General features: G+C 37.0%; 15 protein-coding genes. 12 read left to right on the top strand and 3 right to left on the bottom strand.

What is annotated here, in order from left to right; translation table 11 throughout:
- Positions 1 to 218 precede the first annotated feature (218 nt).
- Positions 219 to 1,274 (top strand): CAP domain-containing protein, encoded by a 1,056-nt coding sequence (locus tag AMD00_RS09055; protein ID WP_053416680.1) that lies wholly within the window; start codon positions 219 to 221, stop codon positions 1,272 to 1,274.
- 147 nt (positions 1,275 to 1,421) lie between these two features.
- Here AMD00_RS09055 and AMD00_RS09050 read toward each other — a convergent pair whose 3' ends face one another.
- Positions 1,422 to 3,560, bottom strand: a complete 2,139-nt coding sequence (locus tag AMD00_RS09050; RefSeq protein WP_053416679.1) for a sigma-54-dependent Fis family transcriptional regulator — start codon at positions 3,558 to 3,560, stop codon at positions 1,422 to 1,424.
- A gap of 365 nt (positions 3,561 to 3,925) precedes the next feature.
- Here AMD00_RS09050 and AMD00_RS09045 point away from each other — a divergent pair, with 365 nt between their 5' ends.
- The 9 genes from AMD00_RS09045 to AMD00_RS09005 all read left to right on the top strand — a co-directional run bounded on the left by AMD00_RS09045 (position 3,926) and on the right by AMD00_RS09005 (position 14,460).
- Positions 3,926 to 5,095 (top strand): acyl-CoA dehydrogenase family protein, encoded by a 1,170-nt coding sequence (locus AMD00_RS09045; RefSeq protein ID WP_245639465.1) that lies wholly within the window; start codon positions 3,926 to 3,928, stop codon positions 5,093 to 5,095.
- 15 nt (positions 5,096 to 5,110) lie between these two features.
- Complete coding sequence (locus AMD00_RS09040; protein WP_053416677.1) at positions 5,111 to 6,295, top strand: CaiB/BaiF CoA transferase family protein; 1,185 nt, start codon at positions 5,111 to 5,113, stop codon at positions 6,293 to 6,295.
- Between the two features lie 16 nt (positions 6,296 to 6,311).
- A complete protein-coding gene (locus tag AMD00_RS09035) occupies positions 6,312 to 7,100 on the top strand; it encodes an enoyl-CoA hydratase/isomerase family protein (protein WP_053416676.1) in 789 nt (262 codons plus the stop codon).
- 96 nt (positions 7,101 to 7,196) lie between these two features.
- The gene (locus tag AMD00_RS09030; protein ID WP_053416675.1) at positions 7,197 to 7,967 is read left to right on the top strand and encodes a 3-hydroxyacyl-CoA dehydrogenase; all 771 of its coding nucleotides are present in this window, start codon (positions 7,197 to 7,199) and stop codon (positions 7,965 to 7,967) included.
- 101 nt (positions 7,968 to 8,068) lie between these two features.
- Entirely contained in the window at positions 8,069 to 9,592 is a 1,524-nt protein-coding gene (locus tag AMD00_RS09025; RefSeq protein ID WP_053416674.1) for a long-chain-fatty-acid--CoA ligase, read from the top strand.
- 120 nt (positions 9,593 to 9,712) lie between these two features.
- Positions 9,713 to 11,290 carry a long-chain-fatty-acid--CoA ligase gene (locus AMD00_RS09020; protein ID WP_053416673.1) on the top strand — a complete coding sequence of 526 codons (1,578 nt, stop codon included), beginning with the start codon at positions 9,713 to 9,715 and terminating at the stop codon, positions 11,288 to 11,290.
- Between the two features lie 54 nt (positions 11,291 to 11,344).
- Positions 11,345 to 12,124, top strand: a complete 780-nt coding sequence (locus AMD00_RS09015; protein WP_053416672.1) for an enoyl-CoA hydratase/isomerase family protein — start codon at positions 11,345 to 11,347, stop codon at positions 12,122 to 12,124.
- Between the two features lie 23 nt (positions 12,125 to 12,147).
- Positions 12,148 to 13,299, top strand: coding sequence for a thiolase family protein (locus tag AMD00_RS09010; RefSeq protein WP_053416671.1), 1,152 nt, complete (start codon positions 12,148 to 12,150; stop codon positions 13,297 to 13,299).
- 12 nt (positions 13,300 to 13,311) lie between these two features.
- Positions 13,312 to 14,460 carry an acyl-CoA dehydrogenase family protein gene (locus AMD00_RS09005; RefSeq protein WP_053416670.1) on the top strand — a complete coding sequence of 383 codons (1,149 nt, stop codon included), beginning with the start codon at positions 13,312 to 13,314 and terminating at the stop codon, positions 14,458 to 14,460.
- A gap of 132 nt (positions 14,461 to 14,592) precedes the next feature.
- On the opposite strand, the gene AMD00_RS09000 is transcribed toward AMD00_RS09005, so the two are convergent.
- Complete coding sequence (locus AMD00_RS09000; protein ID WP_053416669.1) at positions 14,593 to 15,852, bottom strand: BaiN/RdsA family NAD(P)/FAD-dependent oxidoreductase; 1,260 nt, start codon at positions 15,850 to 15,852, stop codon at positions 14,593 to 14,595.
- Positions 15,853 to 15,977: 125 nt separating this feature from the next.
- On the opposite strand from AMD00_RS09000, the gene AMD00_RS08995 reads away from it, so the two are divergent.
- Both AMD00_RS08995 and AMD00_RS08990 read left to right on the top strand, forming a co-directional pair.
- A complete protein-coding gene (locus AMD00_RS08995) occupies positions 15,978 to 17,585 on the top strand; it encodes a putative polysaccharide biosynthesis protein (RefSeq protein WP_053416668.1) in 1,608 nt (535 codons plus the stop codon).
- A gap of 9 nt (positions 17,586 to 17,594) precedes the next feature.
- Entirely contained in the window at positions 17,595 to 18,302 is a 708-nt protein-coding gene (locus tag AMD00_RS08990; protein WP_053416667.1) for a pseudouridine synthase, read from the top strand.
- A gap of 170 nt (positions 18,303 to 18,472) precedes the next feature.
- Here AMD00_RS08990 and AMD00_RS08985 read toward each other — a convergent pair whose 3' ends face one another.
- Positions 18,473 to 18,694, bottom strand: coding sequence for a DeoR family transcriptional regulator (locus AMD00_RS08985; RefSeq protein WP_038187960.1), 222 nt, complete (start codon positions 18,692 to 18,694; stop codon positions 18,473 to 18,475).
- Positions 18,695 to 19,035: the final 341 nt, after the last annotated feature.

Genomic DNA, 19,035 nt, shown 5'->3' with positions numbered 1-19,035 from the left:
GCATGAATGAGATGCTTTCCCTGTCTTTTTTTATGGAGAATAATACAAATTAACTGAGTAATTTATTTTAAAATGTAATATAAGGTTTATTAAATTATCCATTTATTTGATAAGAAATTGTACTTCTTGTCCTATTAAACTATTTTTAATTATATTAATATAATAAAGTTGTGCATTAAAGTTTAGGCAATTAAAGCAACAGAAGGGAAGTAAGTACGATGTATAAGAAGATATTTTCATGTTTGATTGCAATCATCTTTATGGTAGGAACGCTGTCGACAACGGGATTTGCGGCGACTAATGTTAAATTTAAAGACGTTTCAAAAACTCATTCAAACAAAAAAGCAATTGAGTATGTAGTTTCAAAAAAAATAATGACGGGGTATAAAGGTAGCAAATTTAAACCGTCTAGTTATGTAACACGCGAAGATGCGGCGAAAGCAATTGTTAAAGCTTTAAAACTTTCTACTAAGAACCGTCCTAATCCGAAATTTACAGATTTAAAAAAATCGAGTAAGGCATATCCATATGCTGCAACTTTAGTGGACGAAAAAATTTGGAAGAAATCAAAAAAATTCAATCCAAAAGGTAAAATAACGAAGATTGAAATGGCAACAATGTTAACAAAGGCATTTAAATTAAAATCCGTTAAAAACCTGTCGTATTCAGATGTATCTAAGAAAAATAAAGCTTATAAAGATGTACAAGCATTTGTTACTTCCGGTGTTGGTAAACGAAAATCATCAACAAAATTTGGTGCAAGTGATTTAGTTAAACGAGGAGCATTTTCTCAATACATATACAATGGGATTCTTTATAAAAAAGGTAAATTAAAATCACCATATAAAAAAGAACCTGTAAAGAAACCAGAACCAAAACCTGAACCTGTAACTTTTAGCGAACAAGTAGTTAATCTTGTGAATGTAGAAAGAAAAAAAGTAGGAGTAGAACCACTTAAAATAGACAAAAGACTAGAGAAAACAGCTACTCTTAAATCAGAAGACATGCGTAATCTTCAATACCTTAGCCACACTAGTCCAACATACGGTTCTCCGTTTGATATGATGCGTAACTACGGCATAAGTTATTACTATGCAGGTGAAAATATTGCGGCTGGCCAAATATCGCCAAAAGATGTTATGAATTCTTGGATGAATAGCCCAGGTCATAAAGCAAACATGCTAAATAGCCGTTTTACTCATATTGGAGTAGGTTATGCTAACGGTGGCCCTTATAAACATTACTGGACACAGCAGTTTATTCAAGTAAGGTAGTAAATGATAAGTGTTTTAATAAAAAAAGCGAGGAGAAAAACAGTATGTTTTCTCCTCGCTTTTTATTATTGGAACTTAAGAATATTTCTTGACTGTAAGGCAGGTTAATCGGTAGTTTGCTAGAAATGGATTATATTGTAGGTGTATTCAAATACTTATATTATATTTTTTTATCTTTTCGTAAAGCCACGTGCGACTGATACCTAATATTCTACTTGCTTTTGCTTTGTTTCCATTTGTTTCTTTAAGTGCAGCAAGTATGAGTTCTTTTTCTTTATGATCAATAGCATTCCAATATGGTTTATTATTAAGTTCCTCTGAATATGCTAGAAGTGTATTTGTTTGATCTATTCTTATATTTTCAGTTGATGTGAAAATATTAGCGTTAGCATTGAACGATTCTGGAAGGTGTTGAGCATCTATATATCCATCACTTGTTAGATTTGCTGCCCTTTCTAAAATATTATGTAGCTCACGAACATTACCTGGCCAGTTATAGTTTAATAACTTTGTTAATGCAGAATGAGTGATTCCTTTTAAATGAAATCCTGAAAGTTTTAGTTTTGAAATAATGGATTCTGCAATGTCAGGTATATCTTCAATTCGTTCTCGTAAAGGTGGAATGTTAATCCTCATTATATTTAAACGATAATATAAATCTTCTCTGAATTTCCCCTCTTTAATAAGTGTTTCAAGGTTTTGATTTGTTGCAGCAATAATTTTAGTTTGGAGTTTAATAATACGATTGCTCCCTATTGGTTCAAACTCCTTTTCTTGTAAAACTCGTAATAGTTTTGATTGAAGTGAAAGAGGCATATCACCGATTTCATCTAAAAATAATGTTCCATTTTGAGCCATTTCAAATTTGCCCTTTTTCCCACCCTTTTTTGCACCAGTAAACGAGCCCTCAGCATAACCGAAGAATTCTGACTCCAATAACTCTGGAGGAATTGCCGCACAGTTCACTTGAATAAACATACCGGTTTGAGAAGAAGAGGCATGGATTCCATGTGCAAATAATTCTTTTCCGGTGCCACTTTCCCCTAAAATTAAAACCGTTGATAAACTATTAGAAGCAGCTAAGGCTTCATTTTTTATCCGTTTAATATTGGAAGATTCCCCAATAATATTAGCAAAAGAGTATTTTGTTCCCTTAAGTTCATTCAATTCTTTTTGATAGTAAGTGACTTGTTGTTCCAAGTTATTTACCTTTTTAATAGCTTCTTGCAAATGCTTTAAACCACGGTATGTAATTTTACAAATTGCTCCGATAATTTCTTCATTGTTTTTTATAGGTAAAATTGTAATAAGACATTGTGTCTTACCAATTAATTTTGCAACATTCGTTATTCTGACACCTGTTTGTAAAGCTTCATCTAACCCTAAATCAGGGTACATGTTCGAAATGGATTTCCCTAAAAGTTCATTACTTTGAACATTATATAACTCACAAAAGCCATTATTGACCATCGTTATTTCTGCCTTTTGATCAACTAAAATAATGCCATCATAAGCTAGTTCAATAACGCTTCGTAACTTTTCCTCCCATTCCTTAGAAAAACGCAGTTCATTGGCTATTTTTTCGATATTAGTCCAATCATCCATAATGACCATGGAACCAACTAGTTTGTTTTTTTCTATCAATGGATAACTCTGTACGACAAGGCTATGGCCATTTAATTGCATCTTCTTTTTCATTATTTGTTCTTTATGATGCAATATCCCAGTTAATAGATTAGTAATCTCCCCGAGTCCGTTTAATTCATTGAATACATGTTGTTTATTGGGTAATAATTGAAGGATTTTTTCTGCTACAGGATTTATGGCGTTAACCTTAAACTTAGTATCAACAGAAAATAATCCGAAATTTAAGTTTTCGAATAGTAATGATTGTTGGGTTTGCAATCGATCATATACAAGGTCGTATGCAAATAATATTTGTGATGTAGAAAGAATGCCAATAGGTTGCATTTGTCGATTTACGACAGGTGCATGTCCAATCTGATGATTAAGTAGTAATTTTCGAGTTTCATTAATATCTTGATCTGGATATAAGAAAATGGGATTAAAATTAATAAAAGATGAAATAGGGTACTGAAATGAATAACCTTCCGCTAGTATTTGAATAATTTTATTTTTTGTTAATAAACCTATTAATCTTTTATCATCGTTAACTACCGGAATAATTTGCGAATTTATTTTAGCGAAAATTTCTAATGTATCTTGAATTGTGTAATTTACTGTACAAGTAGGCGAATCTTTCATCATGACATCCTCGACACGCATTATAAAATTCCTCCACTCGTTAAATTTACTGATAATTAAAAATATTATAACAAATAGGTGTACAGTTTACACTTATTTGTTAACACTCATCACTTATTAACGGAAATGTGTTCACGATTATGGACATATATATTTTAGAAATCACCTAATATTCAAGGGTATCAATTAAAAATAAAGTTGGCATGGGTCTTGCTTATATAGAGTAAAGCTAAAGTTTTATCGGAAGAACTTAAATTCTTCATATGATTCAAGATAAAGAAGACAGGGAATTATTACGATCTCATTAACAACATACAATCAACATGGAAAAAGCGTACTAATGGCCAAGGTGGCAGACATCATCAAAGTGTAAAGGAGATATATATATGGCAATCAGTGAGATGCATCAAGCAGATGAGTTGTTGTTATTTCGTAAATCCATTCAATCTATAGCAAAGAAATTAATTGAACCGGAATATAGTAATTGGGAAGAAAATGGCATCATCCCTCGTGATCTTTGGAAAAGGCTTGGAGATGAAGGGTTGTTATGTATAGATATTCCAGAAAGGTACGGTGGGTCAGGAGCGCCTTTCTCTTATTCTGTAACAGTTATCGATGAGTTGAATCGACTAGGTTATGCAGCAATTGCGGTTAATTTATCGGTTCATTCTAATATTATTGCTCATTACATATTGAGCTCAGGAAATGAAGAACAAAAAAATTACTATCTACCGAAAATGGCTACCGGTGAACTTGTCGGTGCAATTGCAATGACTGAGCCCGGCGCAGGAAGTGATCTTCAAGGAATTCAAACAATAGCCCAGTTTGATGAAGATCAATTAACTTATGTAATAAATGGTTCAAAAACATTTGTTAGTAATGGTCAACTTTGTGACTTTGTGATTGTTGTTGCTAAAACGGACCTGAAAGTACCTGCATCAAAAGGAACAACATTATTTATAGTAGATTTATCCACCCCAGGTATAAGCAGAGGGAAAAACCTTCAAAAAATTGGATTACATGCATGCGATACTTCTGAAATGTTTTTAGAGGATGTATTAGTACCTGATAACGCAATTTTAGGCGAATTGAACAGAGGGTTTATTACATTAATGAAGGAGCTTCCTAGAGAAAGACTAACAATCGCAATTGGTGCACAAGGAGCATTAGAAGGAGTATTAGATTTAACGATTGCATATGTAAATGAACGCGCAGCATTTGGAAAACCAATTAGCCAATTTCAAAATACTAGATTTCGCATTGCAGAAATGAAGACGGAAGCAAGGGTGAATCGCTCATTTGTTAATGAATGTCTGTATTTAATAGAAAGAGGAGACCTTGATACTGAAACAGCAAGTATGGCTAAACTTACATGCACTGAAGCGCAAGGGAAAATCGTAGATGGTTGCCTACAATTATTCGGAGGGTATGGGTACATGCAGGAATATCCAATATCTAGAGCTTTCGTGGATGCTAGAATTCAAAGGATTTTTGGAGGTACCTCTGAAATTATGAAAGAAATTATTAGTAGAGGTATTTTTGGAAAGCAAGAGTAGCAGGGGGGACGGATAATGAGCATTTTAAAAGGATTGAAAATACTAGATTTTTCAACCTTGTTGCCTGGACCGTATGCCACTATGATGTTCGCTGATATGGGAGCGGAAGTAATCCGGGTGGAGTCTCAGGCGAGAGTCGATCTGATTAGAGTGATGCCACCTTTTGATAAAGAGGGACTGTCTGCTGCGCACGGTTATTTGAATCGCTCAAAACGCTCGTTGACATTGAATTTGAAGCATGAAGCATCAGTGGAAATCATTAAAACGTTAGTGGCCGAATACGATATCGTTATTGAACAATTTAGGCCGGGTGTTATGGAGCGTTTAGGTCTTGATTATGAATCACTAAAGAAAGTGAACCCTAAACTCATTTACTGCTCGCTGACAGGATACGGTCAAACAGGGCCTTACCGCAATCGACCGGGGCATGATAATAACTATTTGTCAGTAGCTGGTGTAATGGACTACTCGCGGCGTAAAGGAGAAGCTCCTACAACGATGGGTATCCAAATTGCAGATATTGCGGGAGGGTCATTACATTCAGTTATTGGCATATTGGCAGCAGTTGTTCATCGTGAGAAGACGGGGGAAGGGCAATACATCGATATAAGCATGACTGATGCTGCTTTCTCTCTGAATGCAGTTTATGGCTCTGGATATCTCGCTGGAGGAATAGAACCGCAACCAGAAGAAATGCAGTTAAATGGTGGCACATTTTATGATTTTTATGAAACGAAAGACGGTCGATATTTTTCCGTGGGGAGCATTGAGCCGCCTTTTAAAAAAATACTTTGTGAGGCTCTTGGGAAATCTGAATTATTTGGTATAGGAATGAGTGAAAAGGCCGCGGATCAAGAAATGTTTAAGAAAGAAATTAAAGCAGTTTTTTTAACAAAGAATTATGAAGAATGGCTGGCCGTGTTTGATGGAGATTTAGAAGGATGCGTGGAACCGGTATTAACGTTTGCCGAAGCGTGCGATCATCCGCAACTTCAAGCAAGGGGAATGATAGTAGATGTTCCTAAAGTGAATGGAGCCAGTCAAAAACAAATGGCTACTCCAATCAAATTTTCATCAGCTAAACCAATTTATCAGCATGTAGGTACAGCTATCGGTGAAAATACAACAGATATTTTAGTAGGACAAGGATTTAGTATACATCAAATTAGAGAATGGAAAGAACAAGGCGTATTTAAATAAAGGGGGACATCTTACAATGAGCAATCAACCAATTATTTATGAAAAACGTAATCAAACAGCATGGATTTATTTAAACCGTCCAGACGAAATGAACGCAATAGGAAAAGCTTTATTGCTTGCTTTGAAAGAGGCAATTGTCCAAGCGGAAAACGATGATGATGTCCGTGTTATTGTACTTTCAGGCAAGGGGAAAGCATTTTGTGCAGGAGCAAATTTAAAGGAACTTTTGGAAGACCTTGAGGTGAAGTATCAAAAGGAACCGGGCTTATTAGATTTAAGTGAAGAGCTTTTTAGGAAGTTAGAAAAGTTGAGTAAACCTTTAATTGCCGCATTAAACGGTATTACTTTGGCTGGCGGTTTAGAGCTTGCGATGACGGCTGATTTTGTTATTGCGTCTGAAAAAGCGAAAATCGGGGATGCTCATGCTAATTTCGGTGTGTTGCCTGGAGCAGGTGGCGCTGTGAAGTTGCCACGGAAAATTGGTGTTAACCGTGCAAAGTACTTACTGTTCACTGGCGAATTTATTAGTGCAGCTGAAATGAAGGAATACGGATTTGTTCAAGAAGTAGTTAGTCCAGAGGAATTAGAAATTACTGTACAAGCAATTGCAGACAAGATTTCAGAAAAAAGTCCTTTGGTCCTTCGCAAGATGAAACAACTTGTAACGGATGGATTGGAGCAACCTGTTGAAATAGCATTGAAACAAGAATTGTTATCGTTGAAGGCGCATACAAAATCATACGATATGGCAGAAGGATTAGCAGCTTTCACAGAAAAAAGAAAACCAGTTTTTGAAGGGTATTAACCTTAATCATTAGTAGTTCAAACTATTACTTTATAAAAAGAATACTAGTGGTGAAAACCACAAATTTTGATTAATAAAAGAATTGGAGTGGAGAACATGAATATAAAAGGTAAAGTAGCAATTGTTACAGGTGGAGCTTCAGGTTTAGGACTTGGTACGGTTACAAGTTTAGTAGAAAGAGGAGCAAAAGTAGTCATTTTTGATTTGAATGAAGAAAAAGCACAACTGGCATGTGAGCAATTGGGTGAAAACGTTGTTTACGCTCTTGTAAATGTTACGGACGATGCATCTGTACAGGCTGGAATCGAGAAAGTGATGGAGACATTTGGAGCTGTGCATATTTGTGTGAACTGCGCTGGTGTCGGAACACCTCAAAAGACATTGGGCCGTTCAGGAGCAATGCCTTTAGAAAACTTTAAACAAGTGATAGATATCAACTTAAATGGGACGTTTAATGTATTGAGATTGGCAGCGACAGAAATGGCAAAAAATGAACCTCTTACAGATGCTGGCGAGCGTGGAATTATTATTAACACGGCGTCAGTAGCTGCTTTTGATGGTCAAATGGGGCAAGCAGCTTATGGTGCAAGTAAAGCTGGAGTTGCAGGAATGACTTTGCCAGTTGCACGCGACCTATCTTCTTTTGGCATTCGAATTAATACGATTGCGCCAGGTTTGTTCCGTACACCAATGGCAGAGACTTTGTCAGAAAAAGTGGTTGAGAAATTGGAAAGCATGGTCGAGTTTCCGAAACGTCTTGGAAAACCGACTGAATACGCATCATTGGTACTATTCATGGTAGAAAATGAGTATATAAACGGAGAAGTGATTCGTCTAGATGGTGGAATTCGGATGTCTCCACGTTAAGGAATGGTTCAGTAGAAACGAAGCGGACTGCGTTACTTTATATCAAAATGTCTAAATAAATTTCTAAATATTCAATTAAATTGCGATGGAGGAATGGATGGATGAACATTGTAAATATTTTAGCGCAAAATGCAGTAAGACACCCGGAAAAAATGGCAGTTGTTTATGAAGACCGTTCATATACGTATGGCGAGTTTAATGAAATTGTGAACCGATTTGCCAACGGTTTACTTGACTTGGGAGTGAACAAGGGAGAAAAAGTGGCTCTTATGATGAAAAACTCCGATTTCTTCGCTATTTCTTATTATGCATGCGCCAAAATAGGTGCAGTCATTGTGCCGATGAATTTTCGGTTAGTTGAAAGAGAAGCGAATTACATCTTGAATCAATCTGATAGTGTCCTTGTCATTTGCGATCAAGACTATGAAGAGTTAATTCAAGCATCTAAAAATGGAATTCCTGCTATCCGCCAAGTGATTACTGTTGAAACGCCAAGCATTGAAGGAAATTTGTCAATTGAAGCTATCTTATCTAAGGATACTTCTGAGCCATCTATTGAAATTAATGGTACGGACGACCTTCATATTTTGTATACCTCAGGAACTACGGGGGATCCAAAGGGTGCACTATTTGACCATCAACGTGTGACAAATGTAAATGTGGGGATGATAGGAACGTTTGGTTACAACGCACAGGAAAAATTTATTCATATTGCGCCGTTATATCATGCGGCGCAGCTAGTAATATGTTTAACAAGTAGTTTTTTCGTAGGTGGATTTAACGTGATACACCGTGAATTTAACCCTGCAGCTATATTTAGAGACATTGAGAAATATAAAATCACGAACTTTTTCGCTGTTCCAACAATGTATAAATTAATGCTTGAATATGCGGATAAAGATCAATACGATGTTTCATCTATTAACCGTTTTTCTTATGGTGCAGCACCTATGTCTGCTGAACAAGTCAATCAATGTATCAAATTTTTCAAAACGCATAATTTTTACAGCTTATGTGGATTAACAGAAGGAGGTCCTACAGGTGTTTTCTTATCTCCGGAGGAACATAAGACAAAAGTTGGATCAGCTGGTAAGGACGGCTTGTTGTTAACGGAAGTGAAAGTCGTTGCACCTAATGGGCTTGAAACAAAGGCAGGTGAAGTTGGAGAACTTATTCTTAAAGGTAGTACGATTATGAAAGAATATTATAAAAAGCCTAAGGAAACGGCAAGTACTTTAAGAGATGGTTGGTTATACACCGGAGATTTAGGAGTAAAAGATGACGAAGGATACATTTCTATAGTTGATAGAAGTAAAGACATGATTATTTCAGGTGGAGAAAATGTCTACTCTGTTGAGGTTGAGAACGTGTTAAGCGCACACCCACAAATTGCAGATATCGCAATCATTGGAACACCCGATCCGCAGTGGGGAGAAGTCGTGACGGCGGTTATTGTACAAAAAAATGGAGAGACGATAGATCTTGTAGAGTTGGAAGCTTATTGTAGAAAGAATTTATCGGGCTATAAAATTCCAAGAAAAGTGCTATTTGAAAACGAATTGCCCCGCAATACTTCTGGGAAATTGATGAAGTTTCAACTGCGAGAGACAGTTAAAAGTAATTAATGAATAAATAACTATATAAATTGAGTATAGGCGCATATCAAGTGGCAGCCGGAGCGGATTTGTAGGGACTCTTTTTTTCAACAATTAGACGTTAAAAAACTTATACCGAGGTGAAAGATAATGATTCTAACAAAAAGTCTACTTAGTACGGTTAGAAATTGTCCAGAGAAACTGGCAGTTGTCGACGGGCATCATCGATATAGTTATAAGGAATTAGAGGGGCGGACTGCGAAACTGAAAGAATCGCTAAAAAAATTGGGAGTGAAAAAAGGAGAGCGTATCGCCTTACTCCTGCTGAACGATTTTCGCTATCTTGAATTGATATACGGTATAACAGCAATGGGCGGAATCGTTGTGCCACTGAATACGCGCTTTAGTTTAGAAGAGAACGCCTATGTGCTAAATGATGCAGGGGTAGAGATTTTATACGTCAACAAAGAATTTTTACCTATCGTTGACGAGTTGAAAAAGCGAGTATCTGGTATCAAACATGTAATTTTGTCTGAAAATCGAGATGCTCCGGAGCTAAATGAGTACTCAGATATACATTCGTATGAGGCCTTGCTTGATGAGGAGTCCGTAGAAGAGCTTGTCTACGAAGACGTACAGGAAGAGGATGTAGCTGGTTTGTTCTATACAGGAGGGACAACTGGGCGCTCCAAAGGCGTCATGTTAACACATAAAAATTTGCTGACAAATGCACTTCATGTTGCTTTGAATTTTGAATATATGGAAAGTGATATTTATCTGCATGCTGCACCTATGTTCCATCTTGCGGACCAAGCATCTACTTTTGCGGTAACGTTAGCTGGAGGAGCACACACAGTGGTGCGCCAGTTTACACCGAAAGATGTATTGCATGTCATCGAAAAAGAACAGGTGACAGCTGTTATGTTAGTGCCCACGATGGTTAATATGCTACTTCATTCAGCAGATTTCGAGAAATATGACACGACTTCACTTAGGTTAATGTTATACGGTGCTTCACCTATGGCTACGGGACTACTAAAAAAAACCATGACAATGTTGCCTGACGCGCAGTTGTTTCAGGCATATGGCATGACCGAGGCATCTCCGGTTCTGACTCTCTTGAAGCCGAAAGATCATATTATTAATGGGACGAAGGAAGAGGAAAAGCGTCTTGCTTCATGTGGGAAACCTGTTCAGTTCATCGAAATGAAGGTAGTGGATGAGGAAGGTAATGAGGTACCAATTGGTCAAGTGGGCGAATTTATCGCAAGGGGTCCCAATGTCATGAAGGGCTATTGGAATTTGCCTGAGGAAACGTCGCAAGCTCTTCGGAATGGTTGGTTTTTTACTGGAGACATGGGATATAAAGAAGAAAAAGGATTTTTCTATGTAGTTGACCGAGCAAAAGACATGATTATTACGGGTGGAGAAAATGTGTATTCAGTGGAAGTCGAGCAAGCACTATCAAGCCATCCGGCTGTATTAGAATGCGCGGTATTTGGTGTTCCGCACGAGCAGTGGGGAGAAGTTGTCAGAGCTGCTGTTGTATTAAAACAGGATACTGCTGCGTCAGAAGAGGAGATTCTTACTTCCATCCGTCCAATAGTTTCAAATTATAAAGTACCAAAATCGATTGAATTTCTATCGGAGCTGCCAAAAAGCGGAGCAGGTAAAATATTGAAGCGCGTGATACGTGAAGAATATTTAAATCAAAAAACTACAACATGACTCAGTATGAACAATTTGTCATAGCATTAGACCTCGTTAAAGGAGGGGAATTTGGTGTCTACAGTTATTACTAGATTTAAAGATGGCGTTTATGAAATTGAGTTAAATCGGCCAGATCAGTTAAATGCAGTAAATTATGAATTAGTATCTGATTTAGCCGCAGCGGTAACGGAGGCAAAAAATGATCAGAATATACGAGCAGTCTTACTATATGGAAACGGAAGGGGTTTCTGTTCGGGCGGTGATTTGAAAGATTTCGGAATCGACACCACTGATACAGTTGCAGTTAAAGAGTTTTTGCAAAAAGGGCATGAGGCAATTACGGGTATTTATAATATGGAAAAGCCTGTTGTTGCAGCGATTCATGGCCCGGCAGTTGGAGCAGGGTGCAATATTGCTTTTTGCTGTGATTTGATCGTTGCGGATGAAAGTGCCATATTTTCAGAGATTTTCGCAAAAGTAGGAGCAATCCCTGATATGGGGGGATTATATTTCCTTCCACAAAAGATTGGCATGCATAAAGCCGCGGAATTAGTGTTCACTGGCAAAAAAGTAACGGCCCATGAAGCGCTGGATTGTGGCTTGATTAACGAAGTTGTTCCAGATGGAACAGCTGTGAAAAAAGGTAGAGCACTTGCAGTTTCATTGGCAAAAGGACCGACAAAGTCATTTGGTATTGCTAAAAGAATTATGCACCAAGCTACACACGCATCCTTGGAAAGTGTTCTAGAAATGGAAGCGTATGGCCAATCTATTGTATTTCAAACTAGAGATTTCACAGAAGGAAGAGCAGCTTTTGTAGAGAAGCGAAAAGCTGAGTTTCTTGGATATTAATTAATTGAATGGGTGGGATTAAAATGACAGAAGTGGTAATTGTAGAAGGAGTACGAACAGCAGTAGGGAGAAGAAAAGGAATGCTTTCTGGCTATAGATCAGACGAGCTAGCGGCAGTTGTACTTGATGAACTTGTAAAACGTACAGGTGTAAATAAGGCTGAAGTCGATGATGTTATTTTAGGATGTGTAACACAATCAGGAGAACAAGCTGGTAATATTGCGCGAACAGCAGCACTAATTGCGGGGTTCCCAATTCATGTGCCGGGTGTCACGATTGATAGACAATGTGGATCTAGTCAACAGGCAGTCCATTTTGCCTCACAAGCTATTGCTTCAGGGGACATGGATATCGTCATTGCTGGAGGAGTAGAAAGTATGACAAGAGAACCTATGTTTTCGAACATTAGAGAAGCAAAACCAAGTGAAAAATTAACTGCAAAATACGAGATTATTAATCAAGGATTGTCCTCGGAACGAATGGTTGAAAAGTGGAATTTAACACGTGAGGAGCTTGATCAATATTCATCAGAAAGCCATACAAAAGCATTTGAGGCAATCGAAAATGGGCATTTTACAAAAGAAATTGTTCCTGTAGATGTTCAATTAAAAAATGGGGATACAATGAGCTTCACAATTGATGAAGGACCTCGTGAAGGGTCTACTGTGGAAGTTTTAGGTGAGTTGAAGACAGTTTTTGATGAAAATGGAACGATCACTGCAGGTAATGCAAGTCAGATGAGTGATGGAGCTTCTGCTGTTCTTCTAATGTCACGTGAAAAAGCAGATGCGCTTGGTTTGAAACCGAAAGTCCGTATCGTTGCTAGAAGTGTTACAGGATCAGATCCAACACTAATGTTAACAGGACCAATTGAGGCAACTAAGAAAGTGCTTTTAAAAGCAGGTCTTACTATAGATGAAATAGACACATATGAAGTCAATGAAGCATTTGCACAAGTTCCATTAGTTTGGCTGAAAGAGGTAGGTGCCAACCCTGAAAAGTTAAATCCTGATGGTGGGGCAATTGCACTTGGTCATCCGTTAGGAGCTACTGGAACTAAGCTTTTAGTGACTTTGATGAATCGATTAGAACGTACTGGTGGCCGCTACGGTTTACTTTCCATTTGTGAAGGAATGGGTATGGCAAATGCGACTATTATTGAACGTATAGAGTAAGGAGGAATACGTATGACGAGATATAGATTTGAAACAGAAGAACATGAGATGTTCAGGGAATCGCTGCGTAAGTTTCTACAAAAAGAAGCTACACCTTTTTATGATACGTGGGAAAAAAATCGAATAATTCCAATTGCCTTTTGGAAGAGTCTTGCTGAGATGGGCTTCCTATGTCCCCAAGTAGAAGAGAAATATGGTGGTCTTGGTTTAGATTTTACTTTTAATGTTATTATTTCAGAAGAGTTAGAACGTGTAGGAACTAGTTTAGTAGGAGTTGGCCTACATAATGATATTGTTGTTCCGTATATTGAGTCATTTGCTTCACAGGAACAGAAGAAACGGTGGTTGCCGAATTGTGTGACGGGCGATACTATTACAGCGATTGCAATGACAGAGCCAGGAACTGGATCAGACTTAGCAAATATTCAAACGACAGCTACTCGAGAAGGTGATTACTATGTGTTGAACGGTCAAAAGACGTTTATAACAAATGGCATTAACGGCAATCTATTTGTCGTAGCTGTTAAAACAAATCCGCAAGCGGAACCAAAGCATAGAGGTGTTAGCTTAATCGTTGTTGAAGATGGTATACCTGGTTTTACTAAAGGGCGCAAATTAGATAAAGTCGGTCTGCATGCACAAGACACAGCTGAATTATATTTTGAAGATTGTAGAGTCCCTGTAAGTAATTTATTAGGTGAAGAAGGGCGAGGTTTTAGTTATCTAATGGAAAAACTGCAGCAAGAAAGGTTAGTAGTTGCTATTTCAACTCAAATAGCTGCAGAAGATATGTTGGAGACAACGTTGGAGTATATAAAATCACGCAAAGCTTTTGGAAAATCAATATCATCTTTCCAAAATACTCAATTTAAAATTGCGGAGATTGCGACAAAAATTGAACTTGGAAAAACATTCCTTGAGTCTCTAATCGAAGATCATATAGCTGGAAAAGATATTGTTACAAAAGTGTCAATGGCGAAATATTGGCTGACAGAATCTACAAGGCAAATCTCCAGTGAGTGTATGCAATTACATGGCGGATATGGCTATATGGAAGAATATAAGATTGCTAGAAGATATCGAGATATACCTGTCGCGTCTATATACGCAGGAACAAACGAAATCATGAAAGTAATCATTGCCAAAAATTTAGGTTTATAAAGTCGATACTTATTTTTATCTATAATATAAGCAATTCATAAAAAATCTTTATAAATAACATAAAAAGCCATTATTTCGATTTCACTCGAAATAATGGCTTTAATAATGAAATGAAAGAATTAAAAATTGGAGCTAGTTCATAAATTGAGCAGCACTCATACCAGCAATTCGCCCAGTTACAAGTGCAGAAGTAATATTATAACCACCTGTATAACCGTGGACATCTAAAATTTCACCACAGAAATAAAGACCGAGTTTCTTTTTAGAAGCCATTGTTTTAGGCTCAATCTCTTTTACTGAAACTCCGCCACCAGTTACGAAAGCTTTTTCTAATGGTTGTGTACCATTCACAGTCATTTCAAATGCGACCAACTCTTTTGCAAATAAACGTGTTTTCTCTGCAGCAAGGTCAGCACCAATCGATTGTGCGTCAAGGCCAGCACGCTCTAGAAGAAATAATAGCCATCGCTCAAGTACAATACCTTTCCACACGTTTTTTAATGCTTTTTTCGGCTCATCTTTTGCTAGTTTAAAGAGCATTTGGAATGCAGATTCTTCGTTGTAATCCATTAATGATTGAATGCGAATAGTTACTGGGTTACCACCGTTTTTCTTCATTTCTTTTACAACGAATTGGCTACAGCGTAAAATGGCAGGTCCACTTAAACCAAAGTGGGTAAATAGCATGTCCATTTGATGTGTTACTAGTGGTTTACCTTTTTTGTTTAGGACAGAAACAGCTACATCACGTAATGCTAATCCTTGTAGTTCGCGAAGGCGGATGAAGTTTTCGTTAGATAATAGGGGTACTTCAGTTGGATAGAGATCTGTTACAGTATGGCCGGCCTTCTCAGCCCAGGGATAGCCATCTCCTGTAGAACCTGTTTGTGGTACAGCTTTACCACCAACTGCAACTACGACGGCATTTGAACGTATTTCTTCGCCATTTGATAAACGCACACCTAGAATTTTGTCATCATCCATTAATAATTTACTAACGGTTGTACTTAATCGAACATCTACTTTTAAGCGGTGTAATTCATTAATCATAGAGTCTACAACGTCTTGTGCACGATTGGAGACAGGGAACATACGTCCATGATCTTCTTCTTTTAGAGCGACGCCTAAGCCTTCAAAAAAGGCAATGATATCTTCATTGTTATAAACAGTAAACGGACTATATAAGAATCGACCATTTCCTGGAATATGTTTGACGATTTCTTCAACAGGTAGACGATTTGTGACATTACAGCGACCGCCTCCTGAGATAGCCAATTTCTTACCTAATTTTGTTCCTTTTTCAAGCAGTAATACTTTCTTTCTTTCAGTTCCAGCAGCGATTGCAGCCATTAGGCCCGAGGGACCCCCACCGATTATTATGACGTCATACATATATGTGAACTCACTTTCTTTTTTTATTTATTATACATGATTTAAATAAACTATTTGAGTAATTGTTCTTTGAGTTGTAAACTATCATTTAGGTTCATTAGATTTACGAAGAATGGAAGGGTTGTATGTCATCATTAATGAAAAGCACTGCCATTTTGACCATTGGCATGTTTTTATCGAAAGTACTTGGCCTCGTTTACGTATTCCCGTTTTACGCCATCATAGGGCAAGAAAATGTTGCGTTATATTCGTATGCCTACATTCCATATACAATAATGCTGTCGGTGGCGATTTCAGGCGCACCAATTGCAGTTTCAAAATTTGTATCGAAATACAATAGTATAGGTGATTATGAGTCAGGGCGAAAACTTGTGAAGTCTGGATTACTCATCATGACAATCACTGGTTTTTTATCCTTTTTAGTCCTTTATTTATTAGCAACGCCGATTGCTCATTTAGTTATTAAAGATGAAGAGCAAGTTTTTTCTGTTGCTCAAATAGCATCAGTTATTCGCTGGGTTAGTTTCGCGCTTATTGTCGTACCATTTATGAGTTTAGTTCGTGGTTTTTTCCAAGGTTATGACCATATGAAACCAACTGCTATTTCCCAATTGATTGAGCAAATTGCACGTATTATTGCGCTATTAATAGGTTCATTTTTAATAGTGAAAGTATTTGGAGGTTTAGCAGAGACTGCTGTGTCATTTGCGGTGTTCTCAGCATTTATCGGAGCACTTGGGGGATTATTTGTTCTCTATTATTATTGGAAACGATTAAAACCGGAGTTTGATTTGAAGCTTTCTCAAAGTGTTTCTTCTGGTAAGTTATCGTATAAAGAAATTTATTCCGAAGTCATTCGTTATTCCATTCCATTTGTATTTGTTGGGGTAGCAAATCCTCTATTCCAGTTAGTTGATATGCTAACATTTAATACAGCGATGGGCAATATAGGTTTATCGAGTGTAACGGATTTATATTTAAGTATGTTGAATTTTACAACGCATAAAATTGTTATTATTCCAGTCATGCTTGCAACAGGTTTTTCGATGGCTTTAGTACCAACAATTACAAAATATTTTACAAACAGAGAGCATACACAGCTTATTCAAGCGATGGATAAAACGTATCAAATTTTATTATTTGTCACTTTACCAGCTGTAGTTGGAATCTCGATACTGTCTAAAGATATTTATCATTTGTTATATTCAAATGATGCAATGGGAGCAAGTATTTTAGCAGCATATGCACCAGTAGCGATTTTATTTGCCTTTTTCCAAGTGACAGCAGCCTTATTACAAGGAATCGATTATCAAAAGTGGATTGTCTTCAGTTTATTAACAGGGATTTTAGTAAAACTTATCGTCAATATACCACTAATTGAAGCATTCCAAGCAAAAGGTGCAATCATTGCGACTGCGATTGGCTATACAGTATCAATCGCCATCAATATGGTCGTCCTGAAAAAAGCGTTAAATTACAAATCATTTGTTGTTATTAGACGTTCAATCTTAATAACTATTTTAACGGCCATAATGGCTGCTACTGTTATCATCGTCCATAAACTATTATTGTTAATGGGTGTGGCAGAAACAAAATGGCAAGCACTACTATACTTAACGATTTGTGCAACTGTAGGAGTCGTTGTATACGGATATTGTTCTCTGAGAGTTGGCTTAGCCCAAAAATTATTAGGAGAACGAATTACAAGAATTTCACGCAAGCTTGGCATGTAGGAGGAAAAAATGCGCTTAGATAAATTACTATCAAATATGGGCTACGGTTCGCGTAAAGAAGTTAAACAGTTACTGAAAATGAAAGCAGTAACTGTTGATGGCGAAGTAGCAAAAGATGTATCAAAACATGTAGACCCTGTAAAACAAAATGTGTCAGTACTTGGAGAGCGTGTGCATTATCAAGAATTCATTTATTTAATGATGCACAAGCCACCGGGTGTTATTTCAGCAACAGAAGATTTGCATGATCAGACGGTTATCGATTTACTAGACCCTTTTCATGCACATTTTGAGCCGTTCCCTGTAGGACGTTTAGATAAAGATACAGAAGGTTTACTGTTGATCACAAATGACGGAGGATTGACACATAACTTATTGTCCCCGAAAAAGCATGTACCGAAAGTGTATTATGCTAAAATCGATGGTGAAGTAACAGAAGCTGATATTGAAGCATTTTCTAGAGGGGTAATGTTAGAAGATGGCTATATGACAAAGCCTGGTGAACTAGTTATTTTAAATGCTGGTCCTACATCTGAAATTGAATTAACGATTTCAGAAGGGAAATTCCATCAGGTGAAGCGTATGTTTGAATCAGTTGGGAAAAAGGTGACTTATTTAAAACGTTTATCAATGGGGTCATTACAATTAGATGAGCAATTAGAACTTGGTGAATACCGCGAGTTAACTGAGGAAGAATTAAATAGCTTAAAATCCTAAAACAAAAAGAATGACCAAGCGACGCAGCATGGTCATTCTTTTTTTACATGTAATAAAATTAAAAGTAGTTTTGAAAAGACGTTTTTGCAATCAGCATGATAAATCTTAATAAAGGCAAATGTTAACGTCTTGTTCAACGAAAAGCGTGAGATCTAACTCGTCGAATGGTTCTATGATGTCATTTTCACTTTTTTACGCGTCGTTGTCCAGTTACCTCGACTTGGGCTTTCCACCAAGTCATTAAAGGCTAACACATTCAAATCTCTTTGAATGGTGCGAGGAGTAATGCCGAATTCATCGACTAAATCTTGTGTAGTTACAGTCCCATTGCTAAGAATGTACATATACACATCTTTAATACGATTGAGCATCCGATCAGTAGTTGGTTTCAAAGTTGAACCACTCCTTCATCTTATTTCTCATGGCAAAGACTAGCGGACGATAATATATGCGAGGCATTTCAGGCCTTTTTTTCTTTTGCCTTAGACATCCCCTTCTCTTAGTTGATCGTCAGAATATGATTGTCTGACAATTCGATTATAACGAAAAATCTTATACTTTTCCAACATTTTGTTTGAATTTACAAAGTTGCAACAGTATGTTTATGGTCATTTACGAATTATTTTATGGTTAAAATGGTAAAATGTTCGTGTTTTACCTAAGTCTATGTTATTTCTATCTTCAAAGTAAGTAACCGTGTAAAATGGATTTATGAAAAAGTGTAAGGAGGAAC

It is taken from the genome of Viridibacillus arvi (genome assembly GCF_001274945.1).
Lineage (GTDB): Bacteria > Bacillota > Bacilli > Bacillales_A > Planococcaceae > Viridibacillus > Viridibacillus arvi.
Note: the sequence above shows the minus strand (reverse complement) of the source record. Positions and strands in the feature narration are given on the sequence as shown.